Consider the following 21,501-nt stretch of genomic DNA (forward strand, 5'->3'; position numbering starts at 1 on the left):
ACTTCTCTCCTCCTTATTATGGTGCCATGACTAATGACCATGACAATGTCCCTTTAAATTCGCCGACTTTTTGTTTCTCGACTGGCACAGATAGTTTAAGTCCCCGTTGGTTTGCCGCACCCCAACCTTGGTTAATTGTATAACTACCTGAACCGGAGCCTTCATTTTCTGTAACAACCGTATCTCCTTTATTGAGTAAAAATTCTCCTTTGTCTGTAACCAACGACAAATCTTCCAATTGATCTGTGCCGTTCGTTAAGGGATTCGTTACCTGAACATTCAGTTTCCAAGGCGTACTTTCTGTCCCGCGTGTGTCTTGAACGACTAAATCATCTGAAAGAGTTGGCCAGTAAACTTCTGGCTTGGCAGAAATTTTTTGTTTGCCAAAATCAATTGTTTTAGGTACTTTTTCTAACGTTAACTCACCTGAAATAGACACATTGACTTTTTTATTTAACGTTTCACCAGCTTCTGTAAATTGATAATTGGCTGGCACCGTTTTGGCTAATTCTTCTGGTTTCGCTTGTTGAATGGCTTGGAAGGTTGCGGCATCAAGACTTGGTGTTTGATTGGCCCGACCATCTGCGAAAATCACCGTTGCTTGTGTCCATTGTGCCAACTCGTCTGAATTCGTTAAGCCATTTGCTTCTTTTAATTTCAAATGCGCACTTGTCGCATACAAGGCAAACGAACGATCTTTGGCAAGCACACTTTCATTTTTCACAACAACTAAATGAACCGTTTTGTTTTGCAAATTATCCCCTGACGTCCCTGCTTCTAATTGAATATCATGTGTCCGCGATACAGTTTTTTCTGCTAACGGCGCTTGAATTTGTGGTAAATCCGTCTCTTTTAATGAGGTCTTGAAAAACGGTCGACCTTTTGCGCCGAGCATTTCCACTACTTTATCAACAGTTGTTAGCTGTGCTGCCTCGTCCTCTGTGACAATCACCGATTGCCCTGAAAGTTCCACTTTATTTGAAAATTGAACTTTCACCTGATAACTGTAATTCGTATTCGTCGCTTTCCATGAAAGCGGGGTGGTATCTTTTTGCTCCGGAATTTGCTCTATCGTGCTCCCAACTTCACTAGATTTAACCGTTCCTTGGTGCAACCAAGAACCTGTTACTTCGTCAGGAAGGAAGCTTAGGGTTGGTGTTAAAGTACTTGAGGTCGGAATCATCAAACGTCCTTTTTGAACTTTTTGTCCAGCTACTTCGGTGCCCCACGCTTGTAAGGTTAACGGTGCATTGCCGGCTTTGACCTCTTTTACATCATGAGAAATAGTACCTGCACCTGCCACAATTCCAGGCGTTTCCACTTCGTAATCGATGATGGAGCCAGGAATTGCTATCCCATAACCATTGGCGCCCTTGGTCACATCGTTATCGCCAATAAATGTTTTTCCAGTCGCTTTTTCAATCCCATGAAACGTTGTTGGCGTAAGTTTTGTAGCATTATTGACCGTTGGATTAATCGTCAAGACCTGATAGGCTTTGACATTTCCAAACCAAGTCCCTGTGCTATCCACCAAAGCAGTTGTATCTGTCGTTGGTTTAATCCATAAAAGTTCATCTTTTGTTGGATCGACAGCTTCAAAATCCGCAATGTTTACTTTACCTGTACCAGGAATTGTTTCTAATGTTGCATGATCCTGAACCGTTAGTTTGCTAGCTGAAATTAAATTGGCCGTGTTGGTGATCCCAATTCCAGCGTTTTTAGATAGATGAATTGATCCGAATTCATTGTAAGTCGTACTATGATTCGCGGCAGTAGCAGAAACGCCATTTTTGATGTTCCCACCATTAGCCATTAATTTAATGCCATTGGTGACATTTAATTCCGTAAAGTTGACAACGCCTAAGCCTGTCGCATTTAGTGGTTCTGTTTGATAGTTATCAAGTCCATCAACGTTCTCGCCAATGTTAATGACAACCTTCTGAGCATTTTTAGAAACAATGGTATTGGTGAAACTATCTGTTGCATTTCCACCAGATAAGCCATTGATTGTTTTGGCACCTTGTAAATTTATCTCGACATCACGTAACAGCCCTGTCGTAGGGGCATTACCATAATTTGTTGCATATAAGTTACCAATACTTGAACCTGTTGCTTGAATATTCATAATAATTTTGCCACTTTTTGTATATGAGGACGTCCGCGCGCCATCTCCGTATATAGCTGCACCATTCAAAACATCTGAACCTGGTTTTGTATAGATATTTAGCGTGATTGTATTAGAATCATCTGTTCCTAAATTAGTTGTTCCGTTATAAGGAACACCTCCTGAAATAGACGTTCCCGAAGGCAATTTAAACTCGCGATTGTAGTTTCTTAAATCAATGGTCAAATTTGCGTTTCCTAACAAAGAACCAACATTTGTTATTCCGCCAGAAAAACCATTCGTTCCTTCACGAGGAGTACCAGAAAAGTCGCCACCGTAAACAATATTATTAGAATTTCCAGTAACAGTATGATCACTTGAAGCACCATAAGATGCTCCCATTGAGGCATTAATGACACCATCATAAACGGTTACTCCAACATTCCCGACAATTTTTTTATCATTCCAGCCACCACCAGATAAGAACCAGTCAACTTGACCATTCCTGACAGTTGCTTGGGCATTTCCATAAACTCGACCGCCTTCATAACCACTTCCTTCTAAGGTATCGACAATACCTCCATTCAATGTATTAGAGGTGTTCCCTTCAACAACGCCAGAAAATAAACCACCGTATGTTCGTCGAGCTACAGCATTATTAATTACTGTATTTGACTCACCGCGAATGTAGATAGTCCAAGCATCTCGGCCAATGACAAGACCACCGCCAGCAATATCAAAATCTTTCGCATTCGCTAAATTATTTCTACTAGAAGAATAATTCGTGTCAGTTGGACGACTTCCTTTATAAACCAAGCCATCGCCGCCAGCTGTGCCATCGCCTGTTTGTGTTCCAACTTCTATAGTCGCCTTACCTTCTACGTAACCACCTACACCAGCTGCGGTTGTTCGCCATAGATCCGCATTACCAAATGAACCTTTAACAAGATGTGAGTGAATATTTCCTAAAATTTTATAAGTTGCACTATCAAAAGCTAATTTTGCCCGTTGCTCTGATGTATAAGCATCATAGGTACCTTCATTGGAAGCCCCTAGTGCTGCTTTTGATAATCGATCAGCTTCCGTTCCACTACCACCATCAAAATTACCTATACCGCCTTGAGCAGCGGTTGTTCCACCAATAACCGTATTTTCAATATTTCCTGTTATTGTTCCGTTATAACGATTGGCTCCAATAATACTTGGTCCATAGGTTGTATAATTACTTGCATCGAGGGTTGTGGAAATTGCATTTGTTCCACGATTTGTTCCAATATTCCCACGACCTGAACCACCAACATAAGGCCCTCTTGAACTCCAACCGCCATATCCAGATAATGAATTTTTAATGGTACCATTAATGTTTCCATAAAGTGCGCCACCATAGTAAGTGGACATCCTAAAAGAACTATTTGCTTCCGCTGCAATGTCTAACTCATTGGAAACACTCCCGGTCACAGAAATTGGGTTTGCTGCTGTACCAATTCCTGCACCATAATAATTAGAAAGAGCACCATTGATTCGTTTAACAGAAACGGTTACATTCCCATCGACTGTACCTAGATTTGCACCGCCTGATAGCGTATTGATTCCAGAGACCGTGTTATTAATGAGCAACGTTGGGTTTCCTTTTAAAGTTCCACCATTATTATTTCCGCCATAAAAATACCACGTACCTGAACCTGTGCTATTTACTGTAATCACAGGATTTCCTGTAACATCGCCTGAATCCGTTCCGCCAAACACAGAGAAACCATTCCCGATAGAACCACCATTCAAGGACAAACTATGACCGTTTAAATACATTTGTGATCCTGTGTAAGAAATATTTCTTAAAGTAATATCTGTACCGAAGTGAACAATTCCTAGTGCCAATGTTTTGGAACCTGTAGGTAAAGTTGTATCCATACTAATCGGATCCGCGCTGTTTCCAGTAATCACTAAATGATTGACCTTGCCTTGCAAGGCGTAAAAGGTCATATTACTTGCCGTAACGGTGTCAGGAATCACTTTAGCGGTGGTCGCCGCACTCGTCGTAATATTGTTTCCTATATAAAGAGTGAAATCGCCATTGTTTCCCTGTTGATACAAATCAAACAAGGCTTCTTTCAAGCCAGCCTCTGTCGATGCATATTCTTTGTACGCTGCTCCATCTCCTGCTGGACTTGGCACAACAATCACTTTTGTTTTATCTGCAGGAGCAATTGTGTCCGCAATGGACTGATCAACTGAGATAGCTCTGGCCATGCGTGTCCGTTTCTGTTTAAAGACAGCCGTAAGTTGTGTATCTTCTGAAAACTCTAATTGAAGAAGTTCTTCATTTGTATATGTTTTTCCTTGGTAAGACCAGCCAACGAAAGTCGTATTTTCCTCACTATTCGCCCATTTTGGTAATTCTTCTGTCCGAAGTGGCTGATTTTTTTCTTTTACCACTTGATAACTTTTGGCATCATTTAGAAACAAAGCTTGATCCGTTGTTTCAAATGTCAACGTGATTTGCTTCTGCTCTTCGCTTGGTTTTGTTTCTGTGGAAGAGGTGGTTACTTTTTCTGTGATAGCACTAGATTCCGTCATTGATGACTGTTCTATAGAATGTGCGCTGCTTTCTTTTGTTGCTTCACTTGTACTGGTTTCTGCTTTTTTTGGCTGTGTCTGCGTACGTTCTGTTTGTTGCTCCCCTTCAATCGCCCACGCTGAAACAGATAAAAATGGTTGTACAAGTAAACAAGTTGCCAATAAAACAGCGATTTTCTTTTTCATTAACTTCATCACTCCTCCCTCGAAGTAAACTTTCCACAACCAACCTATGGCTCAAGTATACGAAGTTTTCTTCTGATTTTTTTAAAGATATTTTCTTAATTTCAAAAAAAAAATTTATTTTTTAATTTTCTTTTTGTTGACTAAACGAATTTTTTGCTGTTTTTGTAAGATAAAAATGTTAATTTTTTCACAAAAATAACAAAAACGTTGTTTTTAACATTAAAATTAACAAACGAGTTCGTAGTATAGCACGGATTTTTTCTCATGTAAACATCATTAAATAAACATTTTTGTTTAATTTATACATATTTCTCAGCTAAAAAAATGACAAAAATAAATAAACAGAGGCCTTAGAAATATTTCTAAGGCCTCTGTTTATTTATACGTATTCACAAACTGGACTGTTTCTTGGTAACATTGTTTAGCTTCTTTTGTTTGATAGTCGAATTGATATTCGTGGGTGATTGTTGCTTTCTTATCTTTGAAAAAGAGAGCCGAAACTGGAACATTTAAAGTTTTTAACCGCTGAACCAAGGCTAGTCCTTGATCTTGGAATGAAAAACTATTGCCGTCTGTTAGATACGTCGGGGGAAATTCTTTGGTGACTTTATCCACTAAACTCACTTCTTGCAGTTCCGCGCTCGTCTGCCAGTCTTTAGTGCCGAGCAAGGACCAAGCCACTGTTTTAACGAAAAATTTCATAAAACGATTATCACTTTGTTGGTTGGCCATTTGTTTCAAATCCACCGGACCACAATACGAGAGTGTACCTTTTAAATGGCTAGCCGGCAACACTGCAGTCATCCCTAGTTCTTTGGCATAGTTGGCATTGGTTTGAACTGTTGCATATTGTAGAGCAATCTGTGCACCCGCACTGTCCCCGCCAATAAAAAGCTTAGATAAATCTAACATGGGATACGCTTGTTTCTTTTCTAACAAAAATTGAACAAGTTCATTGACCTGCTGGAGCTGGCTTGGATAAGGTGCATCTGGTGCTAATTCATAATTCATTGAAATAAAGGCAACTGAGGAATCAGCCACTAAACGTGTCGCAAACTCTTTCATCCCAGACTTATCTCCTCCCACATAGCCACCACCATGGACCCATAAAACGACTGGTACCGCTTGTTTTGACGTTTGGGGATAATACAAATCAAAGGTATTCTTTTTTCTTGAAGAAGGGTATGTTTGATTTTCTTGCAATTGAACATTGGGCAATGCTTTATCATAGGAAGCTGAATCTTTTATTTCAACTTCGCCTGCGAATAACTGGTTGATGACCCAAGCGCCTGGCTTAGGAGATAATTGAAAGGCGAGAAACACGCCTAAGCAAATAACCACAAGGATTCCTAACAACCAAAGGATAAAACGTACAATTTTTCTTTTCACTCTATTCACCTGCTTTAATTTGTAGCAAAATTATAGCATGTTTTTTAGCCAAAGCGTTTATTTTGAAACAGCTTTTTTAGAATTTGATGTACTTTTATCATTTGAAATGCCCTCTTAAAAGCTGTAAAATGAACAAAATGACTTTAACCTTTAGGAGGTTGCCAAATGAAAGCTCTGATTTCCATTGATTATACGAATGATTTTGTCGCCACAGACGGAAAACTAACCACTGGTGCCGCTGGACAAGCCATTGAAACGGCCCTTGTTCAACAAACAAAGCACTATTTTGACAATGGCGATTTTGTGGTTTTTGCCATTGATGGGCATGACCCCCTAGATCACTATCATCCTGAAAATAAACTTTTCCCGCCCCACAATGTCTTAGGAACTGACGGGCGTAATCTGTTTGGCTCGCTAGCTGATTTTTATCAAGCTCACAAAAATGAGGCAACCGTTTATTGGCTGGACAAACGGCACTATTCTGCTTTTAGTGGCACGGATTTGGACATTCGGTTACGAGAACGAGGAATTACAGAGCTTTGTTTAACTGGTGTTTGTACAGATATTTGCGTGTTGCATACGGCTGTTGATGCCTATAATTTAGGCTATCAATTAATGATTCCTGAACGCGCCGTTGCTAGTTTTGATGAACAAGGACACGAATGGGCGTTACGCCACTTTAAACAAACTTTAGGAGCAACCATTCTATAAAAAGACTGGTCAATCCTTCCATACGCCCTATCTATACTCAAAAAATCGTGTAAACAACACAAAAGAGCCTGGGACAAAAATCACTTTGGATTTTTGTCCCAGGCTTAAAAATTGATAAACGGCGGGAACAGAATAAGCAGAGACTGCTAGCTGATAGAAATTAGCTACTCATAAAAGAGTGAGGAAGCCCACTTTTTTATAGACCAATGACCGTTGCAAAGAAAGGAACTACTAAAACAGTAACTACGCCAACCACTACGACAGAAATACTAGCCATAGCAGCCTCTGTTTCGCCCATTTCCATGCCTACTGCCACACCTAGGGCATGTCCGGCCGCACCTAAAGCTAAACCTTTGGCAATTGGATTGTTAATTTTAAACCATTTCAATGCAATTCGGCCCAAGGCATAGGTTAGTACACCATTGAAGATTACAGTAAACGCCGTAATGGAAGCAATGCCGCCAACAGTTTGAGAAATAGGTACGGCAATCGCTGTTGTAGCTGCTTGTGGTAAGATTGAGGCCACTAAATGATTATCCATGCCAATCACTTTTCCTGCAAAATAAACAGCCACTAGCGAACCAAAAGAACCAATTGTTAACGCCGTTAAAATTTCTAACCAATATTTTTTCAACACGTCTCTCTTTTTATATAAAGGAATCGCAAACGCTACTGTCGCAGGCTCTAGAAAGAAGCTGATATATTTGCCACCTTCATTGTATTGCTCGTAACTAATTCCTGTTACTTTTAAAACGACAACGCCTAAAATCATCGCAACGAATAATGGTGTAAATAAGAAGAAACCTTTACTTTTTTTAAACAACCAAGTACCTATGCCAAATACAGCTAATGAAATAATAATGCCAACATACGGATTCATGCGCGAACCTCTCCTTTCGCTTTCTTCGTTGCTGCGGGTTCTTTTTCTTTTCGAGCATCTTTCATATGCAATAAAAAGGCGCCCGTCCAACCAGTTGTTGCTAGTAACGCTAGTGTCGCTACTAAAATAACAAAAACAATTTGAACGCCAAATTGTTGCATAATCCCTAAAGAATTAACTAAGGAAATCCCTGAAGGAACAAATAAAAATGTAATAACCGTTGATAAGCTATTACCTAGCCCTTCCACTTGCTCCAATTTAACAACTTTTGTACATAAACCAATGAACAATAACACCATGCCAATTACTGAAGCAGGCATTGGTATTGGGGAAATGAACGCCAAGCCGTTGGCGATTAACATAATAATGGCAAAAACTGCTGCTTGTTGTAAAAATGAATATACTTTCTTTTCCATTCTTCTTCGCTCCCTTTTGTCTGTTTTCTATGGGTTAAGTATACAAAGAAAACGTTTTTTTAAGGGCTTTTTTTCATGAAATGCCAGAATTTCTTCACCAAATGCAAAAATCACCACTTGAAATGCATTCGACATTTCAAGTGGTGATTTTTTAACTTAAGCCAAGTTTTTCTTTAAATTCTTTGACGTATGAACGGCTAACAGGTACTTTTGAGCCGTTGGTTAAAATCACTTGCAACGTGTTATTAAACCACGGCTGGATTTCTTGAATTTTTGTTCGATTCAAGATGAAACTTCGGTGCGTTTTAATAAAGAGCGCGGCAGGTAATTTTTGTTCAATACTGTTGAGGGTTCCTGTCATCTTATAAACTTGTTGATCCACAAAAATGCTCAGTTGCCGTTCTTCGACAGAAACGAGGTAAATATCTTCTGGCGCCACAAGATAAATGCGGTCTTCCCCTTGAATAGGTATTGCTTCAGATTTTGGTCCTTTTTCGGCAGTGTTTTCTGGGACAGCTTGGCCCATTTCTTTCGATGCTTTTTCAATGACTTGTGTTATTTTTTCTTCTTCAAAAGGTTTCAAAATATAATCTTTTGCATTCACTTGAAAGGCCTTTAACGCATATTGATCATAGGCGGTTGCAAAGACCAAGTAGGGCGCTTTTTTAAGATGGGTTAATTTTTCCGCTAAATCAAACCCGCTTTCATCGGTCAAATGAATATCTAAAAATAACAAATCTGGCTTTTGATCCATCATCTCTTCCATTGCCTCCGCCACAGAATCCGCTTCTGCAACGCTCGTCACTTGCGGATGTTGGGAAACAAGATAGCTCAATTCTTCTCGTGCTAAGGGCTCATCATCAACGATTAATACGTGCATCTAATTCCTCCTGTTCCATCGGGATTTCTAAATGAACATGGCTCCCGCCTGTTTCTAAATTTTCAATTAAAAAACAACCTTCTGATCCATAAAGGTTCGCCATTCTGCGGGACAAGTTTTCCAGTGCCGTGCCGGTGCCTTTTTCCGAAGTCACTGTTGTCTTTCCTAATAGCAAGCGGCGTTCTTCAGGAATCCCTTGCCCATTGTCATACACATCCACATGTAATTTGTGTTGTTTTGCTTTGACCACTACCCGGACTTGATTGTTCTCCTTCCGGCTGCCAAATGCATGCTTGATGGTATTTTCCACTAACACCTGAATCGCATACGGCGGTACTTTTTCTGAAGCAACCGCTTCTTCTACGTCAAATGTTACTTGATAACGATTCGGAAACCGTGCTTGTTCTAATGACAAATAGGCTTTTACTTGTTCTAGTTCTTGTGAAACTGGGATCGTAGTTTGCACGGCTCCCTGCAAGTTGCCTCGAAAGTATTTGCTTAATTGGAGCAATAGTTTCCGCGCTTTTTCACTGTCTTTCCGCATTAATGCGGAAATAGTATTGATGGCATTAAAGAAGAAATGCGGGTTCACTTGCGCTTGCAAGGATTTAATTTCAGCTTCTTTAAGTAATTTTGATTGTACTTCCGCTTCCCCTAATTCAATTTGTGAAGAAAAAATTGTCCCAAGACCTTCTGCTAACTGTTCCTCGACATGCGTTAACTGCGCTGGATCCGTAAAGTACATTTTTAAGGTGCCAACAATTTGCTGATGGGAAAATAATGGAATCACAATCGCCGCTTGCAACGGACAATTAGGGTCCGAACAACCGACTTCTTCTTTGGCATGCGCGATGGTCATTCGGCCCGTCCGTAACACTTCCCGAGAAAGCTCTGTAATGACTTCTAGCTCTGGAATATGATGATCGCTTCCTGCACCAACATGAGCTAAAATTTGATGACTGTTTGTCATGCTAATCGCACTGACTTTTGTATAATGCTTAATAATCTCCGCAACTTTTTTGCTGGAATTTTTATTGAGTCCTTCTCGAAAATAAGGCAGTGTTTCCGCTGCTAATTCCAAAACATCGTGCGTCTGAACCGCTTTGGCCTGCTCTTCTTGTTTCAATGTCGTCGTTAGAATCGACATAAAAATAAACGTTCCTACGCTATTTAACAAAATCATCGGCAGCGCAATAAAACGAACCAACGTGGCTCCATCCGCTAGATCACCGCTGAAAAAGAAAATAAAAATCATCTGAATCATTTCCATGCACGCTCCGACAATGGCAGAAAAGCCGGCAGACGGAAAAACGGTTTGCTTTGCCATGCGGCTCCCTAAAAAACCGGCAATTAAGCCAACAATTAAAGAAGCAGGCACATAAAAGAAACTATGCCCCCCGCCTTGAATAACCCGATGAAAACCAGCAATTAAACCAACCGTACTGCCGACAATCGGACCACCCACTAATCCAGAAACGCCAATTACTAACGTACGCGTATTCGCAATGGAAGCATTGCTGCTTAAATAGGTTAGTAAATTATTGGGGACAATCTGATTCTTAGCGATTTCGATACCTGTAAAATTAGAAATAATAGCAAATAAACCAAAAATCAAAATCAACTGAACTTTTGAAGACATTTTTTCACGACTTAATAAAACACGCTTAAAATAAGGCACATTCACTAAAAGAAAGGCCAGTAAAATAATTAAGCCCACCCGTTCCATCATTAAAATAAATAATTCGACCACACCGGCACCTCCTTCCTATTAACTATACTATAAATCAAAGAAAAGAAAAAAATGAAGCTTCTCAAAAAAGAGGCTTCATTTTTTCTATTCATTAAAACGCAGGAATATTGGCGCCTTTAGAATTTTTCTTGATGTATTCAGCAACTTCTTTTGTTGTCATCGCTTCTTTTAAAACCTTGATCTTTTCGCTATCTTTTTCGCCTTTACGTGTCACAACTTGTAATGCGTAATGTTTACTTGCTTCTTCATCTTCTAACAAGATCGCATCTTTCGTTGTTAAACCAGCAGGTTCTAAGTAGGCTGGGTAGCAGAACACCATAGCGATGTCTTTTTCATCATAGGCTTTAGCTAAATTCAGTAAATCAATGCTTTCAAAAGTGATGTTTTTAGGATTTTCCACGACATCTGCCACCGTGCCATTAAAGCCGACACCTTCTTTTAATTTAATCACGCCGTTTGCATTTAAAATTGCTAAAGCACGACCTTCATTGGTTGGATCGCTAGGAATCCCCACTTTGGCATTTTCAGGTAAATCTTTCGCATCTTGGTATTCTTTTGAATAGAAACCACCAGCAAAATAATAAATCGGTTGAACAGCCACTAAATCAGCTTTTTTCTCTTTGTTAAACATTTCCATGAAGGGTTGATGTTGCGCAAAATTAGCATCCGCTTCGTCATGTTGCACGGCATCGTTGTAGGCAACATTGTCGCTCACTTCCATAATGTTAATTTTGTACCCTTTTTTCTCAGCTTCTTTCTTGGCAATCTCCAAGATATCTTTTGAAGATTCCAATTGCACGGCAACGGTAATCTCCTTGTCTTCTTTCTGGTCTGCTTGTTTATTTCCCCCACAGGCAGCTAAAATAACTGTTGCAATAACAGCGAATGTTGCTAAATAAAACTTCTTCATTCTTTTGTCCTCCTACTTTCTTTTGTCTAGTTTTTGGGCAATGAAGTTCCCAAGCATTTGTAAAATGAAGACCAGTGCAATCATAATCACAATGGCAACATACATAATACCGTATTCATACCGTTGATACCCGACACGAACTGCAAAATCGCCAATCCCGCCGCCACCAACAACACCCATCACCGTGGAATATGAAACCATACTCACTGTCGTGGTTGTGTAAGCAAGGACTAATCCGCTACGCGCTTCCACCAATAAAAAGTGCCAAATGTATTGGACTTTCGAGGTACCTAACGAATTAGCTAAAAAATAAATTTCTTCTGGAACATCCAACAGCACTTGTTCAACCAAGCGAGCAAAAATCGCGATCGCAACAATACTCAATGGCACAGATGAAGGAATTGGGCCAAACGCCTTTCCTAAAACAGAACGAGTGACTGGAATCAACGCAATCACAAATAATAAATAAGGAAACGAACGAATAACAGTTACAATGAAATTTAAAACCCAGTATAGCCAAGGTTGATACCCTTTGACTTTCGGATTAGCCAAAAATAGTCCTAAGCCTAAAGGCAAGCCAACAAGCAAACAGATAGCCATCGAAATCGACATCATAATCCCTGTTTCTTTTAAACCGACCAGCATAGATGGCCAATATTCGGCAAAGGTTTCTGAAAAAGTCATGGGCGCAAACTCCTTTCCACTTTTTCTAAATAGGAAAGCGGTTCTTCCTCATATTGCTGAGGATTATTCAGAAATTCGCCAATTAGCTGACCTTTTTCCATCACTAAGATACGATTACATAAGCGCTTCACGGTTTCTAATTCGTGACTGACAAAGAAAATAGTCGGCCGGAATTCCTGATGCGTCTTATGTAATAGTCGAACGACACTTTCTGTATTTTCTTCATCTAATGAACTCGTTGCCTCGTCACATAATAACCATTTTGGATTACGGCTCAACGCTCGAGCAATAGAGACACGCTGTTTTTCCCCACCAGAAAGCTGAGCAGGATACGCTTCTGCCTTATGGGCCATATCAACAAACGTTAATAAACGCTCAATTTTTTCAGGCTGTTTCTCTTTTAAAAGTTTCAAAGGCAACGCAACATTATCATAAATTTTCAAATTTTCTAACAAATTGTAATGCTGAAACACCATCCCCATTTGTTGTTGCTGCTGGCGAACTTCTTTTTTAGAGAAGGTTTGAACATTTCTACCATCAATACGAATCTCCCCTTCACTCGGTTGTTCCATTAAATTCAACAAACGTAACAACGTGGACTTGCCAGAGCCACTTTTCCCAACAATCCCAACGATTTCTCCTGGTTGGACAGAAAAGTGAATATTTTTTAACGCGTGTGTCTCTTGATAGACTTTCGACACATTCACTAACTCAATCATGATTACCTCCTAAAGGCCGACAAACAAACTATAACAACTAAAAAAACTGTATAACAATTAAAGTAATTCTGTGAAACGATTTAAAAAAACTATTACGAATTAAAAAATAACACACGTTTCGAAAAATAGCGTTATATCAGAGATGTAACTACTTACATCATCTACTAAAACAGAAAAAAAAGCAACCTTTTTATTTGTGAAAAAAACACTATCTGTTTTTTGTCTGTATTATTTTGTACAAATGAATTAAAAATTTCCTGTTTCTACAGCTATTTCCCCACGCTCCTCTAAAAAAAGACATTCTCAGAAACGAGGCATCCAAAAAGGGAAAAGCGCTCGTAACGATAATGTCTCTAATAGTTTACTTTTTAAAGACAACTGTTTCTTCGACAGTAATTCTTTCAGCCAATGATTGAATCACTGGACAGTTTGGGGAGACAAGCTTCAAACACCGTGTCGCCCGTTCTTGAAAGGCTTCTGGAACAGTCACATAAAAGAGAATCGTCACCTGTTTTAATGGTTGTGCGCGTCTCTCTACTTCTCTTGAATACGTGACTTCTATTTTTTCAAACTCAAAGGGAATGTGCGAATTTTCCAAAACGGATTGATACACGTATCCCCCACAAGCGCCAATTGCCGAAACGAGCATTTTAACTGGCGAATATCCCTCTTCTTTTGCTAACACCCAGTGCGCTGTTTTCGTTTGTAATTCAAATTTTTCCACACCACGAATAATCGTCAAACGTTCTACCATTGCCATCTTCACTCCTTTTTACTCTTTCTTAGAAAGATACTACAAAACAGCGCTAAAACAAACATTTCTAACTTCTCAACTTAGCAAGTCCTAAAAAAAACAAAATTCTCACTTGACAAACAACGCAACACCTGATAATATACTTCCGTTCAAATCGTAACCATTACGATTTAGATTTTATAAATCCAAAAAGAAAGGAAGTGCCTTATGGCTAAAAAATCAAAAATTGCTAAAGCAAAAAAACAACAAGCAATGATTGCAAAATATGCGCCTATTCGCCAAGCCTTAAAAGAAGCTGGCGATTATGAAGGTCTTAGCAAATTGCCAAAAGATGCTCATCCAAGTCGCTTAAAACTCCGCGATCAAACAGATGGGCGCCCACGTGGCTACATGCGTAAATTTGGCATGTCTCGGATTCGTTTCCGTGAATTGGCTCACCAAGGCTTGATTCCTGGCGTCAAAAAAGCAAGCTGGTAACTCATTATTTCGATAAAGACAACTAGCGAGGACAGTCGCATTTGGGCTGACCTCGCAGCCCCCTTTATCTTTTATACGCAATTAAAAAAATCAAATTGGAGGACGGCACTATGCGCCAAACCATTACGTTAGCTTGCGCTGAAACTGGCGAGCGCCTTTACTTAACAAGTAAAAACAAACGAAATACACCAGAAAAATTACAGCTGAAAAAATATTCACCAAAATTACGGCGCCGCGCACTTTTCACTGAAGTCAAATAACAGGAGGAAAACTTGATGGGCATTCCAATCACCATTGTTTCTGGCTTTTTAGGCGCAGGAAAAACAACCTTAATTAACCATGCGCTTGCGCAGTCACCGTTTCCTAAAGAAGAAATTATTATTATTGAAAATGAATTTGGTCAAACAGGTGTTGATCACGCATTACTTTTACAAACCACGGAACGAATTATTCAATTAAATAACGGTTGCATGTGTTGCAGCTTACGAGGAGATCTTCTTGCCTCTTTATCAGCAATCTTAGAAGTGTACCAAGAAGAACAACAACCCATTGCCCAAGTCATTTTAGAAACAACGGGCATTGCTGATCCACAACCAATCATTCAAACAATTTTAACGACCCCGCACATCAAAAATCATTTCTATATAGACAGTCTCTTAACGGTCGTTGATGGGCATCATTGGCAACAGCAGCTTCAAGAAGCCGAAGCCATCAAACAACTGGCCTTAGCAGATCGCCTCTTTTTTTCTGTCAAGGAACCAGCAGACAGCACTCAGCTACCAACGTTCCAAGAAACCCTTCGTACCATTAATCCTTTTGCTGATATTTTATCCTTTCAAGCCAACGAGCCTCTTTTGGCTAGTGACTTTTTTCAATTAAATAAGTTTACGGCAACACTTACAGAACACGAAATGACTCATTCCCCGCATGAGCACGCCCACGAGCATCATCACCATACCTTTCACTCCCTAACGTTAACGGCGTCCTCAGCCCTCAACGAACCTCTTTTCACTCGTTGGCTTGATTGGTTAATGTATACACATCAGGAAAAGTTATACCGTTTCAAAGGGATTCTCGCCTTACAGGAGCATGACTTGGCCATTGCCATGCAAGGCGTCAACCAGCAAGTGGCCTTTCAAATGACGAATCAACCCCCTCAAGAAACGACAATTGTTCTGATTGGCAAAGAATTAGAGACAAAAAAAATTCAAGAAACCTTTCAAACCCTCAACAAAATAGCTACTCCGTAAATTATTTTTTACGAAATGGAGGTCCTATATATAATGGAAAAAACTGACTTATCTAGCGCTTATCGTCGACTGAAAAGTCCCAACATCAAAACACGAAAACGCGCACTTAAAATCATTAAAGAACATAAGCGCAATAAACAAAAGAAAATTGCGTAATTCACTAAAGGAGCACACCTATGAAAAAATTTACTCTTCCCCTGTTAGCCGCCTTATCGCTAATCCTTTTCGGCGCTTGCGGCAAAACAAACACCTCTGATAAAACCGCTGACGGTAAAGAAAAACTATCCATTGTCACGACTTTTTATCCTATGTACGATTTCACTAAAAATATTGTAGGCGATGAAGGAGACGTCAAATTGTTAATCCCTGCTGGTTCTGAACCACACGATTATGAACCATCCGCCAAAGATATGGCTACCATCCATGATGCGGATGTTTTCGTTTACCACAATGAAAATATGGAATCTTGGGTACCAAAAGCTGCTAAAGGCTGGAAAAAAGGAGCCCCAAACGTCATTAAAGGTACCGAAAACATGGTCTTACTTCCTGGCAGTGACGAAGACGGACACGACCATGACCACGAACATGGCGAAGAAGGCCACCACCATGAATTAGATCCGCATACTTGGGTTTCGCCCCATCGTGCCATCCAAGAAGTCACAAACATCAAAGAACAATTAGTCAAACTTTACCCTAAAAAAGCCAAAACATTTGAAACAAACGCAGAAAAATACTTAACAAAATTAACAGCCTTAGACAAAGAGTTCCAAACAGCTTTGAAAGACGCTAAGCAAAAAAGTTTTGTTACCCAACATGCTGCATTTGGTTATCTTGCCTTAGATTACGGCTTAAAACAAGTGCCAATAGCTGGTTTAACACCTGAACAAGAGCCAACCGCAGGGCGCTTGGCAGAGTTGAAAAAATATGTCACAGACAATCAAATTCGCTATATTTATTTTGAAAAAAATGCCAACGATAAAATTGCTAAAACGTTAGCTGACGAAGCAAATGTTCAATTGGAAGTCCTAAACCCGCTAGAAAGTTTGACACAAAAACAAATGGACAATGGCGAAGATTATCTTTCTGTAATGAAAGAAAACTTAACTGCTTTGAAAAAAACAACAGATACAGCCGGGAAAGAGGTTCAGCCAGAAACCTCTGAAAAAACAGAAAAAACCGTGGCTAACGGCTATTTCAAAGACAGTGAGGTGGCTGAGAGAACACTGACAGATTACGCTGGAAATTGGCAATCCGTCTATCCTTTATTAAAAGATGGCACATTAGACCAAGTCTTCGATTACAAAGCGAAACTGAAAAAAGATAAAACACCAGCCGAATACAAAACCTACTATGATGCCGGCTATCAAACCGATGTCGACCACATCAACATCACTGATTCCACCATTGAATTTCTGGTCAATGGCAAACCACAAAAATTCACCTATAAAGCAGCCGGTTATAAAATTTTAAACTATGCAAAAGGCAACCGTGGCGTCCGTTTCCTTTTTGAAACAGATGATGCCAATGCTGGGCGGTTTAAATACGTCCAATTTAGTGACCACAACATCGCACCAACGAAAGCCGCTCATTTCCACATCTTCTTCGGCGGCGATAGCCAAGAAAGTCTGTTCAATGAAATGGACAACTGGCCAACGTATTATCCAAACGACTTAAGCAAACAAGAAATTGCCCAAGAAATGATTGCGCATTAAGCATTCAAAAGAGAGGAGGTAGCATTAGCTAAAATGCTGCCTCCTCTCTTTTTTTATTTAGTCAAGCACACCATGTTCTGCTTCAAACGTCGCTAACAATTGGCGCACTTCATCCGTTGATTTTGTATTCATTAATTGTGCTCTTAAATCACTGGCACCTGGAAAGCCTTTGACATAAATTTTGAAGAAGCGATGCAGCCCAACGATGGAGCGAGGCACCAATTCCGCATATTTGTCTTGCAAATCCAATTGTAAACGTAGCAAGCCCAGCAATTCTTGTGGCGTATGTGTTTTGGGTTCTTTTTCAAAGGCATAAGGATTTTTAAAAATCCCCCGACCAATCATGATGCCATCTACACCATATTGTTCTGCTAATTCTAGGCCCTTTTGACGATCGGGAATATCCCCATTAATCGTAATTGTCGTTTGCGGTGCGACACGGTCCCGAATAGCCATAATTTGCGGAATGACCTCCCAATGGGCATCCACTTTGCTCATCTCTTTTCGTGTTCGCAAATGAATGGATAGATTCGCAATGTCTTGCTCTAATAAATGCGTAATCCACGCATCCATTTCCGCCATTTCAGTAAACCCAATGCGTGTTTTGACACTAACAGGTAAGCCACCTGCTTTGGCGGCGTCAATCAATTCAGCCGCGACTTCTGGGCGCAAAATTAACCCGCTGCCTTTTCCGCGCTCAGCCACGTTGGGTACAGGACAGCCCATATTTATATCTAATCCTTGAAAGCCCATCTCCGCTACGCCGATACTCATTTCACGGAAAAATTCCGGTTTATCCCCCCAAATATGTGCCACCATCGGCTGTTCATCTTCTGTAAAAACGAGGCGCCCGCGCACACTGTCTTTTCCTTCAGGATGACAATAACTATCTGAATTAGTAAACTCTGTAAAAAACACATCTGGCGCCCCAGCTTCTTTCACGACATGACGAAAGACCACATCAGTGACGTCTTCCATCGGTGCTAAAACAAAAAAGGGCTTTGGCAATGTTGCCCAAAAATTCTTGCTCATCTTCATATACTCCGTTTCTGATTTTTTCTTTATTTTCAACGACAATTGTCGACATATTCTGGTGCGAAACATTGCTATTATACAGGGAAATGCACGAAGAATCAAAAAAGGCATACTTAGAAACAAGAAAACTGTCTGAATCTGCTCGCTAGAATGAGTGATTCAGACAGTTTAATCTTTTTACGGCTTAACTACGTAAGCCACGCCCTGTTTCTACAAGGTACCAACAAATGCCATATAAAACGACAATAAATAAGATTAAAATGGTCATAGAAATACCAATTGGCACATCTTGAACCCCTAGGAAACCGTAGCGGAACCCAGAAATCATGTAAACAATCGGATTAACTTTTGAGACAGCTTGCCAAAATGGCGGCAACATGGAAATGGCATAGAAAACCCCACCCAAATAGGTTAAAGGCTGTAACACAAAGGTCGGCACAATCGATACATCATCATAGGATTGCGCAAAAATACCATTTAACAAACCAGCTAAAGAAAAGAGAATCGCTGTCATCAATAAAGTCATGATGACCATCAGCCAAGAAACAACGTGCAATGGGACGAAAAATAGAGAAATGATGGTGACTAACGCACCGACCAAAATACTACGACCAACGCCACCAATCACAAATCCCCAAATAATCACATGAGTTGGAACTGGCGCCACGAGAATTTCTTCGATATTTTTCTGGAATTTTTGTGAGAAAAAGGAAGATGAAACATTGGCGTACGAGCTTGTAATGGCTGACATCATAATTAAACCTGGCACGATAAATTCCATATAAGAAAAACCGCCCATGTCGCCAATTCGCCCGCCAATCATTTTCCCAAAAATCACAAAATATAAGGACGTCGTAATCACTGGCGGTACCAGTGTTTGGACCCAAATCCGTAAATAACGGTTGGTTTCCTTCACAGCTAAACTTTTTAAAGCAGTAAAATACAGACTAAACATGTTGATCCTCCCTTTGGTACGTATCCTCGGTAATCTTCAAGAAGAGCTCTTCCAAACGGTTGGACTTATTCCGCATTGACAATACTTTGATTCCTTGTTGACTTAGCTGTTCAAACAAGTGATTGACTCCTTGGTTTCGTTCCACTTCCACCGCTAACGTTAACTCGTCCTCAAATACGCTTTGATAGCCTTCAATAACTGGCGCCTGCGTATAAGGTGCTAAATCAAAAATAAACGTTTCAAATTGTAATTTTGCTAACAAGTGCTTCATGCTGGTGTTTTCAATCAATTCACCAGACTGAATAATCCCAATGTTGCGACACAACATCTCAGCTTCTTCTAAGTAATGGGTCGTCAAAATAATCGTGGTTCCCTGCGCATTTAACTCTTGTAAAAAGGCCCACATTTCACGGCGCAATTCAATATCGACACCTGCAGTTGGTTCATCTAAAATCAATAACTTCGGCTCATGCATCAGCGCGCGAGCAATCATCAAGCGACGTTTCATTCCGCCAGAAAGCATTCGCGCCCGTTCGTTCCGTTTTTCCCATAAATTGGATTGTTTTAAATACTTTTCACTCCGTTTCATGGCTTCTTTACGAGACACCCCATAATAGCCCGCTTGATTGACCACAATCTGCTGGACCGTTTCAAACGGATTGAAGTTAAACTCCTGCGGCACTAACCCAATCTGTTGCTTCGCCCGCACCATTTCCGTATCTAAATCATACCCAAAAATTTTGACTTTCCCCGAAGTCTTATTAACTAACGAGGTCACAATCCCAATCGTCGTTGATTTTCCTGCGCCATTCGGTCCCAAAAGAGCATAAAAATCGCCTTCTTCGACTGTTAAATCAATCCCCCGCAACGCTTCAACACCTGAAGCGTACACTTTGCGTAAATCTTGTATCACAAGAGCATCAGTCATTCGTAACTCTCCTTAATGTATAAATATTCATGAATATTATTGTAACACTTCTCGATAAAAACGGGGGTTATTTTGATTAAATTTCACAGTTTTGCTTAGCTATTTTTCAACAACAAACTAGCCAACGATTAACGTGTTTATTTTGACTTGAAACTGTTTAAACAGTTTCGAGAGCGTTAAAACCCTTTCAAATCAAGGATTTAGAGTTCTCTTTTTTTGGCACAGAACTTGCTTTATATAAAAGTGAGGTGAAAAGAATGAAAAGAAAATTTTTAATTGCTAGTCACGGAAACTTAGCGAAAGGCTTCCAAAGTTCCTTGGATATTCTCGCAGACAAAGGAAAAGAGCTGGCGGTCATCAATGCCTATGTGACTCCTGAGGACTACACGCCAATTATTCAAACGTTTCTTCAGTCCCTTGGCGCAGAAGAACAAGCTATTATTTTAACAGATTTATATGGTGGTAGTGTCAATCAAAAAATTGTTCAAGAAGTCATGACGACAAAACCAGACAATGTTTTTATCATTTCCAATGCCAACTTAGCCATTGCCTTGTCGCTGATTTTCTTAAAAGAAGGCGAAAAGCTAACCAAAGAAGATATTCAAGCAGCAATTGCTGAAGCACAAATTCAATTCGTTGAATTAAACCCATCAAATGAAGAAGAAAACTTTTTTTAGGAGGAAATTAAAATGATTACACAAGTACGAGTAGACGACAGATTAATTCACGGCCAAGTAGCCGTAGTTTGGACCAAAGAATTGAATGCCCCCTTATTAGTTGTAGCGAATGATGAAGCAGCCAAAAACGAAGTAATGCAAATGACGTTAAAAATGGCTGTCCCTAATGGCATGAAACTATTAATTCGCTCAGTTGATGATGCGATTGATGTCTTCAATGATCCTCGTGGCAAAGACAAACGAATTTTTGTAATTGTGAACAGTGTAGCGGATGCTACTAAAATTGCGAAAAACGTGACAGATATTGAAAGTGTGAATGTTGCCAACGCTGGCCGCTTTGATAAATCAGATCCAGCCACCAAAACAATGGTTTTCCCAAGTGTCCAATTAAACCCTGAAGAGTTAGAAGCTGCCAAAGAATTAGCCAGTTTGACTCACGTGGAAAGCTATAACCAAGTACTGCCAACCAACTCAAAATTAAGTCTAAAACAAGCCGTCAATTAAAAGGAG

Annotated in this window: 20 protein-coding genes and 1 pseudogene; 8 read left to right on the top strand and 13 right to left on the bottom strand. The window is 40.0% G+C overall.

The window, feature by feature from the left end; translation table 11 throughout:
• Positions 1–16 precede the first annotated feature (16 nt).
• Positions 17–3,904, bottom strand: a pseudogene (locus tag IGL07_RS12940) (hypothetical protein); the annotation flags it as partial.
• A gap of 1,335 nt (positions 3,905–5,239) precedes the next feature.
• Positions 5,240–6,253, bottom strand: coding sequence for an alpha/beta hydrolase (locus IGL07_RS12945; protein WP_010817716.1), 1,014 nt, complete (start codon positions 6,251–6,253; stop codon positions 5,240–5,242).
• 165 nt (positions 6,254–6,418) lie between these two features.
• Between IGL07_RS12945 and IGL07_RS12950 the strand changes: the two genes are divergently transcribed.
• Entirely contained in the window at positions 6,419–6,964 is a 546-nt protein-coding gene (locus IGL07_RS12950; protein WP_002375480.1) for a cysteine hydrolase family protein, read from the top strand.
• Positions 6,965–7,160: 196 nt separating this feature from the next.
• Here the strand turns inward: IGL07_RS12950 and lrgB are convergent, their stop codons facing one another.
• The 8 genes from lrgB to IGL07_RS12990 form a co-directional block, all read right to left on the bottom strand.
• Positions 7,161–7,844 carry an antiholin-like protein LrgB gene (gene lrgB / locus IGL07_RS12955; RefSeq protein ID WP_002354830.1) on the bottom strand — a complete coding sequence of 228 codons (684 nt, stop codon included), beginning with the start codon at positions 7,842–7,844 and terminating at the stop codon, positions 7,161–7,163.
• Positions 7,841–8,260 carry an antiholin-like murein hydrolase modulator LrgA gene (gene lrgA / locus IGL07_RS12960; protein ID WP_002354829.1) on the bottom strand — a complete coding sequence of 140 codons (420 nt, stop codon included), beginning with the start codon at positions 8,258–8,260 and terminating at the stop codon, positions 7,841–7,843. The genes lrgB and lrgA overlap by 4 nt, the downstream gene beginning before the upstream one ends.
• A 151-nt stretch (positions 8,261–8,411) precedes the next feature.
• Positions 8,412–9,140 (bottom strand): LytR/AlgR family response regulator transcription factor, encoded by a 729-nt coding sequence (locus tag IGL07_RS12965; protein ID WP_002365412.1) that lies wholly within the window; start codon positions 9,138–9,140, stop codon positions 8,412–8,414.
• Positions 9,121–10,890: a sensor histidine kinase gene (locus IGL07_RS12970; protein WP_002360969.1), complete on the bottom strand. Its 1,770-nt coding sequence runs from the start codon at positions 10,888–10,890 to the stop codon at positions 9,121–9,123. Before IGL07_RS12970 ends, IGL07_RS12965 begins: the two co-directional genes overlap by 20 nt.
• Positions 10,891–10,981: 91 nt before the next feature.
• Positions 10,982–11,800 carry a MetQ/NlpA family ABC transporter substrate-binding protein gene (locus tag IGL07_RS12975; protein ID WP_002354826.1) on the bottom strand — a complete coding sequence of 273 codons (819 nt, stop codon included), beginning with the start codon at positions 11,798–11,800 and terminating at the stop codon, positions 10,982–10,984.
• A 12-nt stretch (positions 11,801–11,812) separates the two neighbouring features.
• The gene (locus IGL07_RS12980) at positions 11,813–12,484 is read right to left on the bottom strand and encodes a methionine ABC transporter permease (protein WP_010817717.1); all 672 of its coding nucleotides are present in this window, start codon (positions 12,482–12,484) and stop codon (positions 11,813–11,815) included.
• A complete protein-coding gene (locus tag IGL07_RS12985; RefSeq protein WP_002354824.1) occupies positions 12,481–13,203 on the bottom strand; it encodes a methionine ABC transporter ATP-binding protein in 723 nt (240 codons plus the stop codon). The genes IGL07_RS12980 and IGL07_RS12985 overlap by 4 nt, the downstream gene beginning before the upstream one ends.
• Positions 13,204–13,564: 361 nt before the next feature.
• Entirely contained in the window at positions 13,565–13,963 is a 399-nt protein-coding gene (locus tag IGL07_RS12990) for an OsmC family protein (protein WP_010817718.1), read from the bottom strand.
• Positions 13,964–14,164: 201 nt separating this feature from the next.
• Here IGL07_RS12990 and rpsN point away from each other — a divergent pair, with 201 nt between their 5' ends.
• The 5 genes from rpsN (at position 14,165) to IGL07_RS13015 (ending at position 17,396) form a co-directional block, all read left to right on the top strand.
• Positions 14,165–14,434 (top strand): 30S ribosomal protein S14, encoded by a 270-nt coding sequence (gene rpsN / locus IGL07_RS12995; protein ID WP_002354822.1) that lies wholly within the window; start codon positions 14,165–14,167, stop codon positions 14,432–14,434.
• A gap of 110 nt (positions 14,435–14,544) precedes the next feature.
• Positions 14,545–14,694 carry a 50S ribosomal protein L33 gene (gene rpmG, locus IGL07_RS13000; RefSeq protein ID WP_002354818.1) on the top strand — a complete coding sequence of 50 codons (150 nt, stop codon included), beginning with the start codon at positions 14,545–14,547 and terminating at the stop codon, positions 14,692–14,694.
• A gap of 15 nt (positions 14,695–14,709) precedes the next feature.
• Positions 14,710–15,684, top strand: coding sequence for a CobW family GTP-binding protein (locus IGL07_RS13005; protein WP_002367488.1), 975 nt, complete (start codon positions 14,710–14,712; stop codon positions 15,682–15,684).
• Between the two features lie 33 nt (positions 15,685–15,717).
• Complete coding sequence (locus IGL07_RS13010; protein WP_002383181.1) at positions 15,718–15,840, top strand: putative metal homeostasis protein; 123 nt, start codon at positions 15,718–15,720, stop codon at positions 15,838–15,840.
• Positions 15,841–15,860: 20 nt separating this feature from the next.
• Positions 15,861–17,396 (top strand): zinc ABC transporter substrate-binding protein AdcA, encoded by a 1,536-nt coding sequence (locus IGL07_RS13015; protein ID WP_002398929.1) that lies wholly within the window; start codon positions 15,861–15,863, stop codon positions 17,394–17,396.
• Between the two features lie 57 nt (positions 17,397–17,453).
• Here IGL07_RS13015 and IGL07_RS13020 read toward each other — a convergent pair whose 3' ends face one another.
• The 3 genes from IGL07_RS13020 to IGL07_RS13030 form a co-directional block, all read right to left on the bottom strand.
• Positions 17,454–18,428, bottom strand: a complete 975-nt coding sequence (locus tag IGL07_RS13020) for a tRNA dihydrouridine synthase (protein ID WP_010710860.1) — start codon at positions 18,426–18,428, stop codon at positions 17,454–17,456.
• 187 nt (positions 18,429–18,615) lie between these two features.
• Positions 18,616–19,386: an ABC transporter permease gene (locus IGL07_RS13025; RefSeq protein ID WP_002354811.1), complete on the bottom strand. Its 771-nt coding sequence runs from the start codon at positions 19,384–19,386 to the stop codon at positions 18,616–18,618.
• A complete protein-coding gene (locus tag IGL07_RS13030; protein WP_002354809.1) occupies positions 19,379–20,314 on the bottom strand; it encodes an ABC transporter ATP-binding protein in 936 nt (311 codons plus the stop codon). The genes IGL07_RS13025 and IGL07_RS13030 overlap by 8 nt, the downstream gene beginning before the upstream one ends.
• Before the next feature lie 257 nt (positions 20,315–20,571).
• On the opposite strand from IGL07_RS13030, the gene IGL07_RS13035 reads away from it, so the two are divergent.
• Together IGL07_RS13035 and IGL07_RS13040 are read left to right on the top strand one after the other, a co-directional pair.
• Complete coding sequence (locus tag IGL07_RS13035; protein ID WP_002354802.1) at positions 20,572–20,991, top strand: PTS sugar transporter subunit IIA; 420 nt, start codon at positions 20,572–20,574, stop codon at positions 20,989–20,991.
• Positions 20,992–21,003: 12 nt separating this feature from the next.
• Positions 21,004–21,495 (top strand): PTS system mannose/fructose/N-acetylgalactosamine-transporter subunit IIB, encoded by a 492-nt coding sequence (locus IGL07_RS13040; RefSeq protein WP_002354800.1) that lies wholly within the window; start codon positions 21,004–21,006, stop codon positions 21,493–21,495.
• The last annotated feature ends 6 nt before the right edge of the window (positions 21,496–21,501 follow it).

This window comes from Enterococcus sp. DIV1368f (assembly GCF_051712245.1).
GTDB lineage: Bacteria > Bacillota > Bacilli > Lactobacillales > Enterococcaceae > Enterococcus > Enterococcus faecalis.